Source organism: Sphingobacterium sp. ML3W (genome assembly GCF_029542085.1).
GTDB lineage: Bacteria > Bacteroidota > Bacteroidia > Sphingobacteriales > Sphingobacteriaceae > Sphingobacterium.
This window is the reverse complement of the sequence record NZ_CP107036.1, coordinates 2,997,047-3,013,530: the sequence shown is the minus strand read 5'-3', so window position 1 is coordinate 3,013,530 and position 16,484 is coordinate 2,997,047. Positions and strand designations below refer to the sequence as shown.

13 protein-coding genes and 1 pseudogene are annotated in these 16,484 nt (G+C 37.0%); 9 read left to right on the top strand and 5 right to left on the bottom strand.

Annotation, left to right across the window (positions count from 1 at the left end):
- Positions 1–274: 274 nt before the first annotated feature.
- Positions 275–1,867: a hypothetical protein gene (locus tag OGI71_RS12800; RefSeq protein WP_282255861.1), complete on the top strand. Its 1,593-nt coding sequence runs from the start codon at positions 275–277 to the stop codon at positions 1,865–1,867.
- A gap of 157 nt (positions 1,868–2,024) precedes the next feature.
- Positions 2,025–3,341 (top strand): thioredoxin family protein, encoded by a 1,317-nt coding sequence (locus tag OGI71_RS12795; protein WP_282255860.1) that lies wholly within the window; start codon positions 2,025–2,027, stop codon positions 3,339–3,341.
- A gap of 449 nt (positions 3,342–3,790) precedes the next feature.
- Here the strand turns inward: OGI71_RS12795 and OGI71_RS12790 are convergent, their stop codons facing one another.
- The 3 genes from OGI71_RS12790 to OGI71_RS12780 all read right to left on the bottom strand — a co-directional run bounded on the left by OGI71_RS12790 (position 3,791) and on the right by OGI71_RS12780 (position 6,710).
- The gene (locus OGI71_RS12790; protein ID WP_282255859.1) at positions 3,791–3,979 is read right to left on the bottom strand and encodes a hypothetical protein; all 189 of its coding nucleotides are present in this window, start codon (positions 3,977–3,979) and stop codon (positions 3,791–3,793) included.
- A gap of 437 nt (positions 3,980–4,416) precedes the next feature.
- Positions 4,417–5,250: a hypothetical protein gene (locus OGI71_RS12785; protein ID WP_282255858.1), complete on the bottom strand. Its 834-nt coding sequence runs from the start codon at positions 5,248–5,250 to the stop codon at positions 4,417–4,419.
- A gap of 842 nt (positions 5,251–6,092) precedes the next feature.
- Positions 6,093–6,710, bottom strand: a complete 618-nt coding sequence (locus OGI71_RS12780; protein ID WP_282255857.1) for a hypothetical protein — start codon at positions 6,708–6,710, stop codon at positions 6,093–6,095.
- 736 nt (positions 6,711–7,446) lie between these two features.
- Between OGI71_RS12780 and OGI71_RS12775 the strand changes: the two genes are divergently transcribed.
- Positions 7,447–7,980, top strand: a complete 534-nt coding sequence (locus tag OGI71_RS12775) for an STM3941 family protein (protein ID WP_223577789.1) — start codon at positions 7,447–7,449, stop codon at positions 7,978–7,980.
- Positions 7,981–8,039: 59 nt separating this feature from the next.
- On the opposite strand, the gene OGI71_RS12770 is transcribed toward OGI71_RS12775, so the two are convergent.
- The gene (locus tag OGI71_RS12770) at positions 8,040–8,654 is read right to left on the bottom strand and encodes an isochorismatase family cysteine hydrolase (RefSeq protein WP_282255856.1); all 615 of its coding nucleotides are present in this window, start codon (positions 8,652–8,654) and stop codon (positions 8,040–8,042) included.
- A 49-nt stretch (positions 8,655–8,703) separates the two neighbouring features.
- The gene (locus OGI71_RS12765; protein ID WP_282255855.1) at positions 8,704–9,747 is read right to left on the bottom strand and encodes a nuclear transport factor 2 family protein; all 1,044 of its coding nucleotides are present in this window, start codon (positions 9,745–9,747) and stop codon (positions 8,704–8,706) included.
- A gap of 102 nt (positions 9,748–9,849) precedes the next feature.
- Between OGI71_RS12765 and OGI71_RS12760 the strand changes: the two genes are divergently transcribed.
- The 6 genes and pseudogenes from OGI71_RS12760 (at position 9,850) to OGI71_RS12735 (ending at position 16,196) form a co-directional block, all read left to right on the top strand.
- A complete protein-coding gene (locus OGI71_RS12760) occupies positions 9,850–10,173 on the top strand; it encodes a MerR family transcriptional regulator (RefSeq protein WP_282255854.1) in 324 nt (107 codons plus the stop codon).
- Between the two features lie 931 nt (positions 10,174–11,104).
- Complete coding sequence (locus OGI71_RS12755) at positions 11,105–11,458, top strand: ATP-binding cassette domain-containing protein (protein ID WP_282255852.1); 354 nt, start codon at positions 11,105–11,107, stop codon at positions 11,456–11,458.
- 85 nt (positions 11,459–11,543) lie between these two features.
- Positions 11,544–11,768 (top strand): annotated as a pseudogene (locus OGI71_RS12750) (colicin immunity domain-containing protein); the annotation flags it as partial.
- A 388-nt stretch (positions 11,769–12,156) separates the two neighbouring features.
- Complete coding sequence (locus OGI71_RS12745; RefSeq protein WP_223577848.1) at positions 12,157–12,825, top strand: metalloregulator ArsR/SmtB family transcription factor; 669 nt, start codon at positions 12,157–12,159, stop codon at positions 12,823–12,825.
- Positions 12,826–13,376: 551 nt separating this feature from the next.
- Complete coding sequence (locus OGI71_RS12740) at positions 13,377–14,624, top strand: MFS transporter (RefSeq protein WP_282255851.1); 1,248 nt, start codon at positions 13,377–13,379, stop codon at positions 14,622–14,624.
- Between the two features lie 72 nt (positions 14,625–14,696).
- Complete coding sequence (locus OGI71_RS12735) at positions 14,697–16,196, top strand: MBL fold metallo-hydrolase (RefSeq protein WP_223577858.1); 1,500 nt, start codon at positions 14,697–14,699, stop codon at positions 16,194–16,196.
- Positions 16,197–16,484 lie beyond the last annotated feature (288 nt).

The following is a 16,484-nucleotide window of genomic DNA, read 5'->3' as shown; positions in this document are numbered from 1 at the left end:
TGCATATAAGTAATGATAACTTATCTTTTTTACAATGTGTCAGTCAGATTTTTATACTATATCCTGCAAAGAACTTGTTGAGATCTCATCTTTGCCTCCGGATTAGTAGATACGATCTATTATTTGCTGCTTAATTAATTGTCCATATCTATTGAAAAGTGTGGTCGGATGGAGCGTATTTGAAAAGATGGACTCTGACATGAAGGAGAATACAATTAATGAATGCATAAGAGAGCGGTTAAATTTTTGAATTACAATAATAAATTAAAATAGAATGAAGAAGCTAAATTTTAGAAAAATGCTAGGGCTAGCCATAATCTTTCCTTTTTTATGGATCACGTCGTGTAATAAAAAGGAAAAGGATGACCATTCGGTACCAGGGGGGGCAGCGGTTGTGAAGATCAATTTTATAGGAGATGCGTACGATGAAGATACTCCGGACACTAAAGCTTCTTCAAGAAGCATGAAACCAGAGAAAACTATTGTAATGATAGATCCCAGTAACTATATAAGTATTGAAGCGGTTCCGACAATTGCTCCCAAAGCACGAGCCGCTAACAGAGCCGCATTTTCTGGTACTCTACGCGTGGTGGCTTATGATAATTCTAAGGGCAAAATATATAAAACTCATAAGGATTATATAGTCATTAATGGTACAGCTCTTGTGGGCGATAATCTCATATTGGACGGAGGGATATCCTATACTATGGTCGCTTATGCGAACGAAGGTAATAGTTTACCTTTTCTTTCAACCAATGAAACTTTTGATAATGCCAATGTTATATATAACTATTTGGAGGGTAAAGACCTGATGTATTTCATCAATGAAGACTTTGTTCCTGAGGGGGGGAAGGACAATCCTTTAAAAATACTTTTGAAACATAAAGTAGCCTTGATTACAGCAAATCTCGAGACCAAAGGAGAGCGGATCAAAAGTGTTAAAGATATTATTATCACCCCGAATTTTCAGTATGGACAATTCAGTTTAAAAAACGGCACCTTTACTCAGGTATTCTTTCCTCTCGGGAAAATACCGGACTTATCATATAGTCATACCACCGGATCCACTAATGTATCCTTATTGCCTATATTTGTCAATGGGGAGACTACTGGACAGGGGACATTTGCTGCTACTATTAATATTGATGATACTGAGCGGACGATAACCACCAAGCCTTTTTTCACAATTACCCGTGGTAAAAAGAAAAGTCTGAAAATTAAATTTGATATGACTGCCGATGGTTGCGGTGCTTATTTTGGCCCCAATAAAACGGAATGGAGAGAGGTTGCATGTTATAATATGTATGCGAATGAGAATGGAAATCCTTTTGTACCCCACAAGGATCTCCAAGGGGCTAAGTTTAAATGGGGCAACAAGAACTCTGTTGGGATTTATTCTCAAATCGGTAATAGGCAGAATGTAAATGATGATATAAATGGTATTATTAGCCAACCAGGGGGGGAGACTAAGTCGGGTTGGAATGATGCAAAAGGAACGCAAGATCCCTGTCCAGGTACTTATCAAGTAATGACTAGGGATGATTTTGAAAAATTATTTCAACACAATGTCATAAGTGGAACAGGGAATACTTGGGGGCAGAATTTATTTGAGGCAGGCTTTATGGTTGGCGAGAAACTTATGCTTCCAGCTGCGGGGTTTAGAGCGTGGCAAGCATCCTCTCCCTACGATATAGGCAATATTAAGGACCGCGGTGTTCAGGCGTGGTATTGGGCTGCAACTCCTTATTCTTTAGGGAGCTCATTTTATGGAAGTATGGCTAATATAAGGCAAAATGGAACTTTTTGGGTAAGTGTAACCGGGACTGCTTTGTCGTCCACCCCAATTCGCTGTATTAAAATGAAGTAATAAATTGTAAGGACGATTCAATTTTAATTACTATAGTGCGTGCTATTTATATATCCTAGTACTATAAAGGACAAGGATATATAAATAGCATTTTAACAAACTATTGGCTATACTTATTGTAAGTTATCAGAGGCAATAGCGTAATAATTAGCAAAACATGTATAAAACAATTATATTATTTAGTTTAGTCTTTTCTTGCCTGTTTTCTTGTACGCAGAAAACACAAACTATCAGTATGTATTTTCCTCATTTCACGGGCAAAAAATATGATTTTATTATTTTCCAGGGGGGACATCCCAAGACTATATACCAAGGCACTATTCCACAGGATGGTAAATTCGTATTAACTATTCCCAAAGAATATGCACCTTACACGGGGATGAGTAGATGGCTAATTACTGGGACGACGGAAGGGGGTGGCTTAGATATGTTTATCCCTGGTACGGACTTTTCTGTAAGCTGTGAATCGTCACAGCCAAATGAAAGTAACATTATATATGCTGACAATGGTAAAAATAAAGAGTTCAATAGATTATACAGTTCCAGCAATGATATTCTTGAACGTTATAGACAAGCGCTAAGTTCAGCAGCAACAGATGAGCTCGGGAAGCAAAAAGAAGCCTATGCCAGCTTGTCTAAAGGTCTAAGTGCACAGGGAGATTATATTAGTCAGTTGACACAGATTTGTAATGTTGAGGCTGGATTTGGGACCCATTTGCTGGAAAAAGAGCACGAAAGAGCAGCGAATGTAGCTGATTTTATTCGTGATCAGCTCAATTGGGAGACCTTGTATACCTCGGGGCATTGGAATGCAGTAATCGATTCTTGGTTATATAGTCGTATTGACGTACTGAAAGATCCGACTCGATTTACTTCGGATTTTCAAAAAATAGCTTCACGAATAAAATCTCCTTTGATTTTTACCGAACTAGCACAGGACATTGCTAGCCGCTTGGTTCAGCGGGGTGATGATGATTATATAGGATATATTGCCAAGACAGTTGTTTCGTCCGGTAAGATTACAGCCTTTGATGGGCCATTGGCCTTTTACATAAAAGGTACGGTAGGTTCTGTTGCTCCCGATCTTGTTTTCAAAACAGGGACAAGTTCCAAAAGCAATAAAATGAAGAAAAGAACGATAAGTATAAATGCTTCTGGGAAGGATTTTGTACGTACGATACTTATATTTTATCAATCTGACGATCCAAATAGTATGGAAACGCTAAAACAACTATCGACGAAATATAAGACGATTAAGGCTTCAGGTACGCGTGTCATAGCGCTTTCGGCAGACTCGGAAGAGAAGATATTCAATAGTAAGATTCACAGCTTTCCATGGTTAGATACCTACTGTGATTATCAAGGTGTAAAGGGGGAGAACTTTCAAAGTTATGGTATTACCGGGGTTCCTACGCTTTTCCTTATCGATGCTGAAGGAAAAATCCTTTCCCGTGGCGGTTCAATTAACTTCTAAATACAACATAATCATGATAGATTGGCGTCAGTACTATTTCCAAAAAGGGAATTTTTATTAAATTCCCTTTCTAATATTCCAGTTTCCGTGACCTACCGCTGTGCCCTCCTTTGCAGCGATACCCTTTCCCTAATTCCAATAGCCTTTCATTCTTCTAGAAAAATATATTTCATCCGGCTTACGTACCCACAGTTGTAATTTCTTGAGCTATTATGACAACTGTTTTAATTCGGTGTGATAATAACATCGTCAATTCTTTCTCTTCTCAGTTTTCACGCATTTTAACTGCTGAATTTCGTTTGAATGAGGTAGAATATTAGATGTTATTGTCATCCAAATCGAGCGCGAATTTGATCTTCATCTGGGCAACATTGGCAGCATATCAAATCTGAAGGATCCTAATAGTTTTTTAGTAATTTATTCTCTATTGGAACTAAAGAGAGGACTATTTACTGCCATTTGACTGTTGTTTCCTCTTCGGTATCGGTCTCCCATTCTTCCTCAATGCCCGGGCCAGGCTTGACACCTGCTGAGCCCTTTGCTATACCACATTCCATTTCGATAATACCAATCTCAAGAACCGGTGAAACGTATTTTTGCTTTTTTTTCATTTCCAGTGTTGTGTTGTCTTTTTTCATTTGTTAATCTTTATATTATTAAGCTTTTCTGTTCAATTTACTTCAGATCGATAGCCACCAGATCCGGCTTAATAAAAATGTAATTTGTAAATTCTCTATTTTGAGAGTCTAAATCTTTTTGATATCCAAAGATGGAAATTCAGTTTAAATTCGTTGGTATCTAGGGTACAAACCTAACTGCCAAATTGTAAAAAAAGAAACTCATTGTGCATATGTGCTTTAGCGATTATGGACAAAGTGTGTTACATACATACAGAGCAGATTTATATAATAGGTCGGTTTGTTTTGTATGATATGGCGATATTTCTTTTTTTTATTGATTACTTTCGAATGTTTTATATTCATAGGTAGATGTGACGTATTCCCTGCCGCAACCTCAGCAGAAGGAATATTGTCGGGCTCCAAATTCTTCGGATTTTGGAGCTTTTTTGTGCGACCTATATTATTTTCCCTGCTATACCTTTTGTTCGTTGATAGCTTTTCAGACTTTTAAAACCAGCGATATAAATCAGCTCTTCTTCTTTAACATTTTTGTAGTTTGGATCCATTTTTAAAATCTCAATTTCCTTCAGTCGATAGTTATTGATAAACGAGCTGAAATTTTTCCCATAATGGCGATTGATAAAGGTTGATAGATAGGTTCTGTTTGTTCCAAGTGGTTTGATCATGTCGGTGATTTTGAGGTCAGGACGTAAGTAGGGTTTTTCAATACGCATATAGTCTTCAAAAACTACTGGATCGATAATCCTACTTTTCGCTAATGCGTTAATTTTATCCTTTTCATGAAATATCATATCTTCTGTTAGTAGCACAAAGTTTTTGGAAAAAATATTGTAGCACAGTATACTGTTAAAAATAGTAATGAGCGCCAGTGTTATAATAGAAGTCGTATATTCTGAAAGACCGCCTTTTGGAGCGAAGTAATACAGAAATGGTGCTGGAAGCAGAAGAGCCAGACACCAGAATATCTGATAGAGCCAACCTAATGATGAAGCGTCAATATCTGCAGAGTATTCAATGATCTCTTTTTTATACTTTATTACTCTCCTTAGGGCAAGAACCAAATAGATAATACTAAACAACAGCCGAATGTATAATCGGTATTTTGTATAAAAATGAACGAATATCCCAAAACGATGTGTTGTATTTAACGAATAGCTTAGTGATCCTTGAAAATAAAACGGAATAATATAAGTACATAGAATATATGCTATCAGAAAGAAAACTGGAATGGCATAATGCCAGAGGTTGAACTGTTCTTTTTTGCGCAACCGTGTTAGTTTAAAAACGACATGATATAGGAGTATAGGTATAACAAACATACAGTAAAGGTTGATCGGAATAGAGTATCTGTAAACATCGTTATAATAAAAACACATTGCAATACTAATACAATAGAGTATTTCTATCATATAGAATCCAGTTAACAGAAACATCAACCGCTTAGAAAAGGGGTCATGTTTGCGGCTATATAAGTTGACCAGTAGCAATATAATGCAATATATTGCGGAAAAAATAGGCAAAGCAAATGCAAACGTTCGTATGACTAATTTAAAATCCATAAAGTTTCGAATTGATATTTGTAAATGATTTTTTTTATTATGAGGTTGTTTTCACGCGAGCAATTGTATCATCAATACGTACAGATGCTTTTAGATTCTCCATGTTGGACATCTTAAACTTATAGCATCTCGGTGTACATAATAGTCGCTTAATCGTAAGCTACTATTAAATTATCTTAATAGTTTTGCGTTTGTAATCAAACAAATAGAATGAGAAAAATTATATTTTGATCTTTACGAAATACAATTGTTGTGACATTTCGTATGATATTTCGTTTGAATGGTGTAAGTTGGTTTTTATTAGTGTTTTGTATGTTTGGTTTTACTCCTTTTGTCAGTGCCCTTTTCTTATATTCCGATTCTAATTCGTTAGGATAATCTAAATCGAATGACAATATGTAAATTGGTTTTAGCCGTAATGTGTAGGAAGAATAAATTCATTTTCTGACAGCGAGAGCCATGTTTGGGTTAATCTATTCCTTGATGGATAGGCCCTTGATGAATCAACAATTAAGGCCATTGAAATGTAGAGCGCAAATTAGCGCTCACAGCTAATCTCTTTTTATCGTGGATATCTGATTCTCCTCATACAATTCTAGTACTTCGGCACGCGATAAGACGATTTTTTCAGAATAGTTATCCGCATGTTGTTCCTGTAGTTTGCGGAAGCTTTTTCTGTCAGTAGCCTCGTAATCATTCATTAAGAAGGTTATCGAGTCTGCTGTAACATCGGCAACGCGATAAAGTGTGTATATTGATCTGCCACTTTCATTCATTTCGATTTTATATACATCACCTATTTTGGGGTCATCCAGATACGCATCCGTTTTGCTTAAGGAAAATATTCCGACAATGATAATTGCTAAAAAGAGAAGCGCGATCAGTATGATACCAAAAAAGTATCTTTTAGGGATCTTGGGCATTCCCTTGGCCCGGATTTCGTTTAGTGTCTGTGGGTTGATGTCAGATTGAGAGTTTACTCTTTTACAATGCCCACAAATTGTTATAATCTTTGATCTATAGGGAAATATAGGAATCCAGAATATATGGAAATAACTTACCTCTTTGTGGGCAAATACCGACTTGGGTGTATGGCAATAATCACAATCGCCTAAAAAGTTTTCAGGACTGTTTGATAATAGTTTTGTTTTTGTTCCGAAGATGATCATAGTTGTAATAATTTGAAATTTTTATAATGCACAATTCTTTTTAATAAGACAACCTTATTGTTTTCAATATTTTATTTTCCTTAAATGACGTTTTATTCAAACTTAAGTTTATATACCTGTCAAATAAAAGTATATAATTCTTCCAAGCGCTTTTGTTTCGTACAAAAACGTGTGATATTTTGTATAATATTTTGTTGCATAGAAATTGTTACTTGATTTTGAAGGTTAAATCATTAAGGATAGCATAGCCCTCTCTTCGTGCTAGGAGCTGTAGGAAATCTGCTTTGATCTATGAGTTCGTAGCGAAACACTTTATGTGAAAATTCAGCTGTTCAATTTCTCAATTATTCACGACAGCGCTCCTGTTATACCCATGTTTTTCATATACAGAAAAGTAAACTTTTACTTGCGTCGTTTAACCAATTAGCAAGACTGTCATGAACGTATCTTTTCATAGTACAATGCTTTTTATTTTCGTCGAATAGATGTCTATTGGTACTCGGATAGTCACTTATGGGAGTGAGTATTGACAGGTAATAAAATAGTATATATGATTTGTCCCTATTTTTTTATTAAATGCACCTATATAGTGCTATATCATCAATAGATTTGACTAATCGTTTTAGTCGCTCAGGAGCATTTTACGGTTTAATAGTTTGCTAAATCCGATCAACTCTCTAGTATGGGACAGAAATACGCAGAAAAACATCAAATTAATATAAAATAAGGTAAATAAATGAAAAAAGAAACAAATTTATATAGAAATGAAAAGAAAACGACAAGGTTGTTATTTTCTACGGCTGGTATATGCCTACTACTTTTTATTATACTTTTATATTGTATGGGACTGTTCGACGGCATCTTGCGAATAAGGGCGCTTGTGTTTTCGGCGACTTTTCTGGTAATCATGCTGTACTTTTTCCTGAAAACGCTTATTAGTTTGCGGGATAAATCAGCTTTGATATCATTAGATTCCTGCTATTTTTCGGGAAAAACAACACCTCTATCCAAAGCTTTTGGTCAGGGAGAATGGTCTGATGTGACTAATATCCAATTAGAAAAAGTTGGTGGTGACATGCTGGTAGTCGTATCTCTGCATAATAGGGCGAAATATAAAGGGCGACTTTCCAAAATTTTTCAAAAAATGGCTTATGAAGAATCTACTCAGCAATTACATCTGACTTATTCAGCTTCTGAGATCGACCTCGATGCACAGACACTTTTTGACCTCTTTGTTAGCTACTGGGACAATGCACGCAGCAATAATTAAATCAACCAAACAAAGCGGTGTAGCTATCAAAACCACAAACCGCTTTGTAATTTTAGTATTTACTTATTCATAAATTCTTTGGTTGTCAAGTGGTCACCAAAGTGGTGAACAACTTCGCTTAAAACATAATCCTGTTGCGTACGGTTGAATGCAGAAGTTCCGTCGGAAATCAAAAAAGTATTGTACCCCTTTTCGTGGGCATCACGCAGGGTACTTTCTACACAAACGTGAGTAGCATAACCCACCAAATACAGATTTTCAATCTTGTTGTTTCGCAGATATACGTCTAAATTCGATCCCGTAAAACCGCTTGCGCCAACTCGTCCGGTAACCACAAATTCACCGTCATTAGGTTTTACCGCTTCATAAAACTGTGAGCCAAATTCATTTATTGGGAAAGTTCCTGCTAGTGGTATCGCTTTCCGCAAGCCACTTTTTCCATTCGCTAATTCGGGATAGCCTTTTTCAAACCGCAACCCAACGTGGACAACCTCAATGTTGTTCTTTCTTGCATAGTCTAATGCCTTTTCAATGTTAGCGATTGAATTGTGCATCATTTCCTTGTCTTTTACCAAAGCCCTATACAATTTTCCGTCTCTGTGCATCCATTCGTTTTGTGTTTCGATAAGGATAAGTGCTGATTTTTCTTTTGTTTGTGCCTGTAGGTAATTCATATTTAAAAATGTTAGCATAAATAAAATTGACATTTTCATATTATCTGATTTAAAGATTAAGCTGTAATGGATTTACAATATGTTCATTAGAAATTTTTGCAACGGCTTTCCAGCCGTCGGGATATTTAATGTAGGATAGGTAATCCGTAATAATGAGTTTTTTATCTCTGAAAAATTGTGTTTTTACGACTGCAGTATTTTCGGTGATTCCTAAAATATCAATGGTGTAATCAAGATTTCTAATTCCAGAGCTTACCTTTTCGGGATTGCTTTTGTATTCTTCTACAACTTTCATCCAGTTACGCAGCGGAAGACGGAAAAGGTTATTTTCTTTGGCTATGAGGATAGAAAAATCCGGGTGAAATCCTCGAGGCATTTCCTCTAAGTTCAGTTTATTCAAAGCTCCGTTTGCGAAGGTTTCCTCCACGAGTTTTCTTAGCGTTTGTTCGTCTGTTGATGTGTTTAAAAAATCCAGATTATTTTCAACCAACCAGTTATCGTGCAACCATTTCTCTGTAATGCGTTTATGTTCGTCGTTATTCCACTTTATGTTACGTTCAAATGTAATTATGGAGCCGTCAAAGCCGACAATTACCCACGCATAATCATTTTGCGAAGCTCGAAAACATTTGTACTTCATTCCCGCTATGGTTGTTTTCTTTTCGTTAACGTAAATTTCTTCATCATGTGTTTCTATCCAAAGGTTTTGTAGAGCATTGGCTAATGATTTATCCAACTTCAATAGAAAGTCTTTTGCTATTTTTTCTGCTTCCGGCTTTAATAGCATTTTTGTATTGGAATACTTTTTATCCATATTCGTAAAACCCAAAATCTGTTTATCTTTTTCTGAAATTACAAATGAATAATGCTCTCCTTTTAGACCGTTATTGGACGATTTCTCAAAGCGGAATAAATAAGCCGGGGTATTATCCATATTAACCTTACTTGCAGTTTGAAACTTGTAGTCTTGGGGGATTTCAATATGCTTTTTAAATTCATCTAAATAGGACTGAGCATCTTTTAAAGATACTGTCTGTGCATTTACATTTACTGTCATCATCAATACGCTTAAAATCAAAATTGCTGTTTTCATACTTTTATTGTTTTAAATAATCATAGATTGTAGATTATTTACAATTGCAAAATAAGGACTATTATTTTATATTTGCAACATAAATTGTAAATAAATTACAAAATGAGCGAATCGAAAACAAATAGTGACCTGTCTTTTGACTTTGATTTTTTAGATAAATTGGTTGTCGGAATTGGTGAAGTATCGCAGATTACTGGTATTCCTCCAAGGCAAATCCGCTATTGGGAAGAAAAAGGAATTATTATAAGTCTCACCGAAGAGGAGGGCAAAAACAGAAGGTACAACTATGAGAACATTAAAAAAATGTTGCTTATTAAAGAACTTTTGGACGAGGGATATACGTTAGACGCATCAGCCGAAAAGGTAAAAAATCGGATGAAGATGATTGAAGAAACGTTGAATAAATTGCAGAATAAAAAAGATTAGAATATCGGGCAACACGAATTTATGATGGCGTGTATTTATTTATTTTTAAATAGTTGACCAAATAGATAAACGAACGAATGTGATAAACAAATTATGTGTAATAGCCACTACATGATCTGACAATAGGCTGTTTTATCGAAATTATTTTCCTTTTGATTTCTTTGGTGGTGGATGTTTACACCGTTATTGATGCTATTTTATAAAGGGTATGTATAGTGTGCTAGCTGAGTTTGGCTTGCTACTTTTCTTTATTTATGTTGTTTAAATACATTTGTCGTAATTTTATAGTGTAAATTTATTGTTTAGGTATTTTTATTGTTTCAATAATTAATACCTAACTTTGGTTTTCGACCAATAGCCCTATTATGACATCCAGACATGATGTAGATTTTGTATAAAACTGTTCAACAAAAGTGATGACGAACTCATTGCTTTGGAATACACAAATGAATCTACTTGTTTCGGCTTCAGATTTTAATTACTCTGAATTCTGGGCTATTAAAATCTAATTATTTACTTTCTCCCATACACATCAGATATTTTGATGTAACGGTTACGGCCAATGTAACTGCTGCCTTTATTCTCTACGTAGCATAGCGGAAAAGCATATCATGCGACATACACCTAAGATACCTTTCCTTTTCTCTTCATATAACTACCATGTATCACAAGGTATTATTAAATACAAGTATACGTGTAATGTCATGTATTTTAAATTAATTATTTTTCATTAAAAATAATTGTGGCTAATTTAGTTCTTGTTAATAATAACTTAAAGAAAATAAAAAAGGATGAGCACAAACATGAATCACTTCAAAGGAGACATTAAGGTTTACAATGCGGAAGCAGAGGCAGGAGGCATAATCGTTGGTACAGACGATTGGTATTTTATTGCCGGTTGGTAATATTTTAATCCTCAGGGCATGTAGCGTTGGGCAAAAATGGTAATAAGTTGTCCGGCGGCCAACGTCAACGTGTAGCACTTGCCAGATCATTATATAAGAACGCCGATATCATAATCTTCGATGAAGCTACAAGTTCAATAGATGCAATGTCTGAGCATCTGATCTATCAAAATCTAAAAGATATCTTAGAAGAAAAGACTTTAATGGCAATTGTTCATGATTTCTCAAGAATCAAAGATTACGATAAAATAATTGTGCTTCACAAAGGACAGATCGAAGCATTAGGTGACCATCAGTCATTAATAAATTGTGGCTGTATACCCTACATCCAATTATATGACAAACAGTTTAAGCAAGATAAGAAAATTGTGGCGGCTTAAGTAAACTGGCTGGATACTATAAGCCTGTTTGAAGCTTTTCTATTAAATTATTTACTAACCATCATGTGTTGTTGTTAAGCTTTATTTACTACGTGCTTTCCTAAATAACGAGATCACAGCATCAGTTTTCGAGACGAGCTTTCTTCAGCTTAGGAGGGAAGATATCCACTGGATGGCATCTGTTTCTGACAATGGAATCTACCAAATTTTGGATACGCTATTCTTGGATGTGGACGAATATGCTCCTGATGAATTGTATGATGAGAGGGATCAATTTATATTAGTGAATCTGAATTTAAAAGACGGCTAGGAGCTCATTTCGTATTGCTTGAAGAATTGATATCGTAAATAACTAAATTTTGAAAAAATGGATTGCGGGAAATTGTATTTTACTCTTGAAAGGAAAGCGAATCCATACGACGAAGATCAACTCAATGAGCTTTGGGGGAGTATTCAGATAAACTATGAATTCGCCACCAGTTCAAGATCTTCCATCCTGTCTGAGGGAGTGATGAATTCTAAAATTCAGGGCAATATCTTTATTTTTCTCTAATGCCAAAAAGAAAATGGGGGAGTAAATGCAAAGAAAACTACACTATTCAATAATTTAATTGAATAGTGTAAAGTCTTTCATAACTTTGCAATGAATTAAGCGCCATCAATATTTCACTTTTGCGAAGCGCTTTTTGGATAGCACTATGAATAAAAGAGAATTTAAAGACAAAGTATATACTGAGTTGGCAAAGGTAGCTAAAGCAATGGCTAATCCTGTGCGGTTAGAAATTATCGATCTTTTGGCCCAAGGACCATTTTCTGTCGAACAGATAGCTAATTATACCGGACAGTCTATTGCAAATGCATCCCAACATCTACAAAATCTTAAAAATGCAAAATTGGTGACTGTGACCCGAAATGGGAACTTTATAAACTATACGCTTGCAAGTGAGAGCGTTTATGAAACCTGGGTTTCCCTCCGTGGATTAGGAATCGCTTTCAATGCCGAAGTGGAGAAAGTGGTCAGTGATTTTCGTAAAGGACACCATGAGGATATGTCGGCTATCGATGCTCAAACGTTAATGACCATGCTCGAAAATGATGAGGTAATACTCTTAGATGTCCGACCAGAAGAAGAATATCATAGAGGCCATATTCATCAAGCGATGTCAATTCCTATTGATAAATTGGGCGATTCATTCAAAAAATTCCCCAAACGTAAGATGTTGGTGGCATATTGTCGTGGTCCTTTCTGTGTGTATGCAGATGAGGCCGTAGCCCTGTTGAAAGAAAAAGGATATAAAGCCGTCCGACTAGAAGAAGGGTATCCCGAATGGGCAATCAAAGGATATCCAGTCGATCTTTCTGAATGATATTACTGTTTAAATCAGTTTTAACTAGCGCTATAACCAAAGTTTTAGCGCTATTTTTTTAATGTAAATTATTGTCTGTGAGTTGTTTATATTGAATTATTCTTTTTTATCTAAAACAAACTATTCAATAATTCTATTGAATAGTTTGTTTTTGCTACTTTTGTATTATACTCAAAATAATACAAATGAGCACAAAAGATTTAAGCGTTTACGAGTTGCAACAGCTGCTTGAACCGATAAGAAAATAGCAATTGTTGATGTTAGACCGCAGGATCAGCGTGATGAATGGAATATTCACGGTAGCTATCATGTTGATGCATACGAAGCACTCAACAAAGGGGATCAAGATATTTTTGACAATCTTCCTGTTTCCAAAGAAATAGCGATCGTAACAGTTAGTGCTGCAGGTAGAACTAGTCAAATTGCAGCGCTAAATAAAACCAGCAAGTATGAAGGCATTGATCCTGCGGATCTAGAGGCTGGAGCCAATAGATGTACCATATCATAAGCGAGGAGTCTTTTTAGTAATAATAAATAAATAGATAAAACAAGTGGAGCAGATCAGATTAGGGCTTAAAGAAAATTGGAGGCAGTTTACATTACTTGTTCTCGTTAATATGATGGTGGGTGGAATGGTTGGGCTAGAACGCACTGTTGTACCTTTAGTGGGCACCAATGAGTTCAATATAAAGTCCGATGTGGTTGTTTTTTCATTTATCATTGCTTTTGGCGTAGTCAAAGCACTCACGAATCTGATTTCGGGTGTACTAGCCGATCGCTATACCCGCAAACAAGTACTGGTATGGGGATGGTTGGTGGGACTTCCCGTGCCTTTTCTTTTGGCATTTAGTCCCAGTTGGAATTGGATTTTGTTTGCCAACGTGCTACTGGGTATAAGTCAGGGATTGGCTTGGTCAATGACAGTAAATATGAAGATAGACCTGGTTGGTCGTAAGAGCCGTGGCTTAGCCATGGGGTTGAACGAAGCAGCGGGTTATGGGGCGGTAGGATTGACAGCACTTTTGACAGGATATCTGGCTTCTTATTATGGGCTGCGTCCTCAGCCATTTTATATTGGTATTGTTTATACTATTATTGGTTTATTCCTATCAATTATCCTAGTCAAAGATACCCGAAAATATGCGGAGTTGGAGGCTATGGAATTAAGAGGAACGGCTTCAGAGGATCACAAAGGTAAACCAAGCCTGTGGTGGGTATTCAGGGAGACCTCCATGAGAAACAGGAACTTGTTCTCCATTTCGCAGGCCGGATTGATCAACAATCTCAATGACGGAATGTCTTGGGGCGTATTCCCCTTACTGTTTATGTCATTAGGAGTCGGGTTGGAAGGAGTGGGGTGGATCAAAGCCATATACCCCGTTGTATGGGGGGTAGGACAGATTATCACGGGGCCTCTGGCTGATAGATGGGGTCGGAAACCACTTATTGTCTGGGGCATGTTTGTTCAGGTTTTGGGACATATTATCATCGGATTGGCTGTATTTGACCCACTTCAATCCGGATTGATCGGTTCTGTCCTATTAGGGGTTGGTACAGCGATGGTGTATCCGGCTTTGCTAGCAGCGGTAAGTGATGCTGCCCATCCCAGTTGGCGGGCCTCTTCATTGGGCGTGTACCGTTTCTGGCGAGATATGGGGTATGCTGTCGGTGCTTTGATGGCAGGTATAGTCGGCAATTTCTTTGGTCTGATCTGGGCTGTACACATCGCAGGAATCATTACGTTTATCTCGGGGGTGATCGCTTGGTTAAACATGAAGACAACAGCGGTCAACGACTAAGAATGATAAGTAAAGGCTGATGAATGTAGGATACTAGATTGAGAAAATATTGGAAATTAAAAAAAGAATAATATGGAAAGAAAAAATTTTATAAAAACAAGTGTTATACTGGGGACGGCTTCCTTGGCGGCTCCACTGTTGACAATTGCAGATACAAAAGTAAGGGTAAGCAGCCATAGTCCAAGTACAGGTACGTTGTTTTTTGAACGTGTTTTTGATTCTACATTAGCACAGACCAGCTATGTGATCGCCAGTATGGAAACCAAAGAAGCTCTCGTAGTCGACCCGAAGCGGGATATTGATACCTATCTCGATATCGCTAAACAGAATGGGTTAAAAATCACAAAAGTTACAGAAACACATATACATGCCGATTATTTAAGTGGTGCTCAGGAACTTGCATCCGCTACGGGGGCGGAATTGATCCTTTCTGGCGAGACAGATCCAGATTGGTCATACCATATTCCACACAGTCCGATCAAAGATGGACAGCAGTTCCAGTTGGGACGTATCATTGTTGAAGCCATACATACCCCAGGGCATACTCCGGAAAGCATGACGTTCCTGCTGACAGATCTTTCGCTTTCTAATAAACCGCAAAAGGCCCTTACAGGAGATTTTATTTTTATCGGTGATGTGGGGCGCCCCGATCTGTTGGAAAAAGTAGCCCAGCAACATGGTACGCAAGACAAGGGAGCTCGACAGTTGTTTGCGTCACTGCAGCGATTCTCAAAACTTCATGATGGGATCGAAATATGGCCCGGCCATGGAGCCGGCTCCTTCTGTGGTAAAGCGCTGAGTGATGCCCCGACCTCTACCCTAAAAGATGAAAAACAAAACAGCAAAGCTTTCCATTTTAAGGATGAAAATAGTTTTGTCAAATATATCTTAGATGGGCAACCCGACCCACCGAAATACTTTGCGGTGATGAAACAGCAAAACAGGTTACCCCGGCCATTACATATTCAACTCCCTCAGGCCGCTAAGTTATCAACAAGACAATTCTTGAAAGCGCGGGAGAATGGATTGGTCATCGTGGACACCCGTATACCAGGTACAGTTGTAAAAGGCTTTGTCCCCGGTAGTCTCCATATTGAGGGAAGCAATTCATTTGCGACATTTATGGGTTCCTTGTTAGATTATAGCTTGCAATTTGTGTTGATCAGCGATGAAAGGAGCATAGAAGATCTAACCCGCAAACTCACCCGTATCGGCATGGATAACATATATGGCTACGTAGCTGATATCGAAAGTTTAGGTCTTCCGCTCTCAAGTTCGGATACCGTTGACAAAGCTACTTTCAAATCCTTATTGGGTAATAAGGACGTTCAGGTAATTGATGTCCGCAGTGAAAATGAATATAAAAGTGGAAATATACCGTACGTTGAAAATATTCCTTTTTCTCATTTGGATGAAAACTTAAAGAAGATCAATAGAGACAAGACCGTTATTGTTCATTGCAAAAGTGGTACACGTGCTAATATGGCTTATTCTATTCTAAAAAGAAATGGAATTGAAAACGTTAAAGTTTATTTGGGTACCATAGATGAATTTGTCACTAATAGTCATTAATAGCATAGTTAAAAGCAAGGGAGGAAAGGTCCTTGCTTTTAAAACAGCAAATTTCAAATTTTCATTGCTCATTCTTTCTCGTTTTATCCTTAAAGTCCGTAAAAGACCTGCCTTCATAGCGGTACAACCACTTCTTATTTGTAGTGTTATGAGGTCGGTGTTCTATTGCTGAAATAGGCGTAGTTGTTAACAGTTTTTATGAATTTGTGAGTGAATTTCATACTTGTTTAAATCTTAATATCCACAGGGATCGCTACTTTTGTTGCGAGCAAACCCTTACTATCAGCA

Coding starts and splice junctions, on each gene's coding strand:
- OGI71_RS12800 (WP_282255861.1), top strand. CDS start 275: ATGAAGAAGCTAAATTTTAGAAAAATGCTAGGGCTAGCCATAATCTTT.
- OGI71_RS12795 (WP_282255860.1), top strand. CDS start 2,025: ATGTATAAAACAATTATATTATTTAGTTTAGTCTTTTCTTGCCTGTTT.
- OGI71_RS12790 (WP_282255859.1), bottom strand. CDS start 3,979: ATGAAAAAAGACAACACAACACTGGAAATGAAAAAAAAGCAAAAATAC.
- OGI71_RS12780 (WP_282255857.1), bottom strand. CDS start 6,710: ATGATCATCTTCGGAACAAAAACAAAACTATTATCAAACAGTCCTGAA.
- OGI71_RS12775 (WP_223577789.1), top strand. CDS start 7,447: ATGAAAAAAGAAACAAATTTATATAGAAATGAAAAGAAAACGACAAGG.
- OGI71_RS12770 (WP_282255856.1), bottom strand. CDS start 8,654: ATGAATTACCTACAGGCACAAACAAAAGAAAAATCAGCACTTATCCTT.
- OGI71_RS12765 (WP_282255855.1), bottom strand. CDS start 9,747: ATGAAAACAGCAATTTTGATTTTAAGCGTATTGATGATGACAGTAAAT.
- OGI71_RS12760 (WP_282255854.1), top strand. CDS start 9,850: ATGAGCGAATCGAAAACAAATAGTGACCTGTCTTTTGACTTTGATTTT.
- OGI71_RS12745 (WP_223577848.1), top strand. CDS start 12,157: ATGAATAAAAGAGAATTTAAAGACAAAGTATATACTGAGTTGGCAAAG.
- OGI71_RS12735 (WP_223577858.1), top strand. CDS start 14,697: ATGGAAAGAAAAAATTTTATAAAAACAAGTGTTATACTGGGGACGGCT.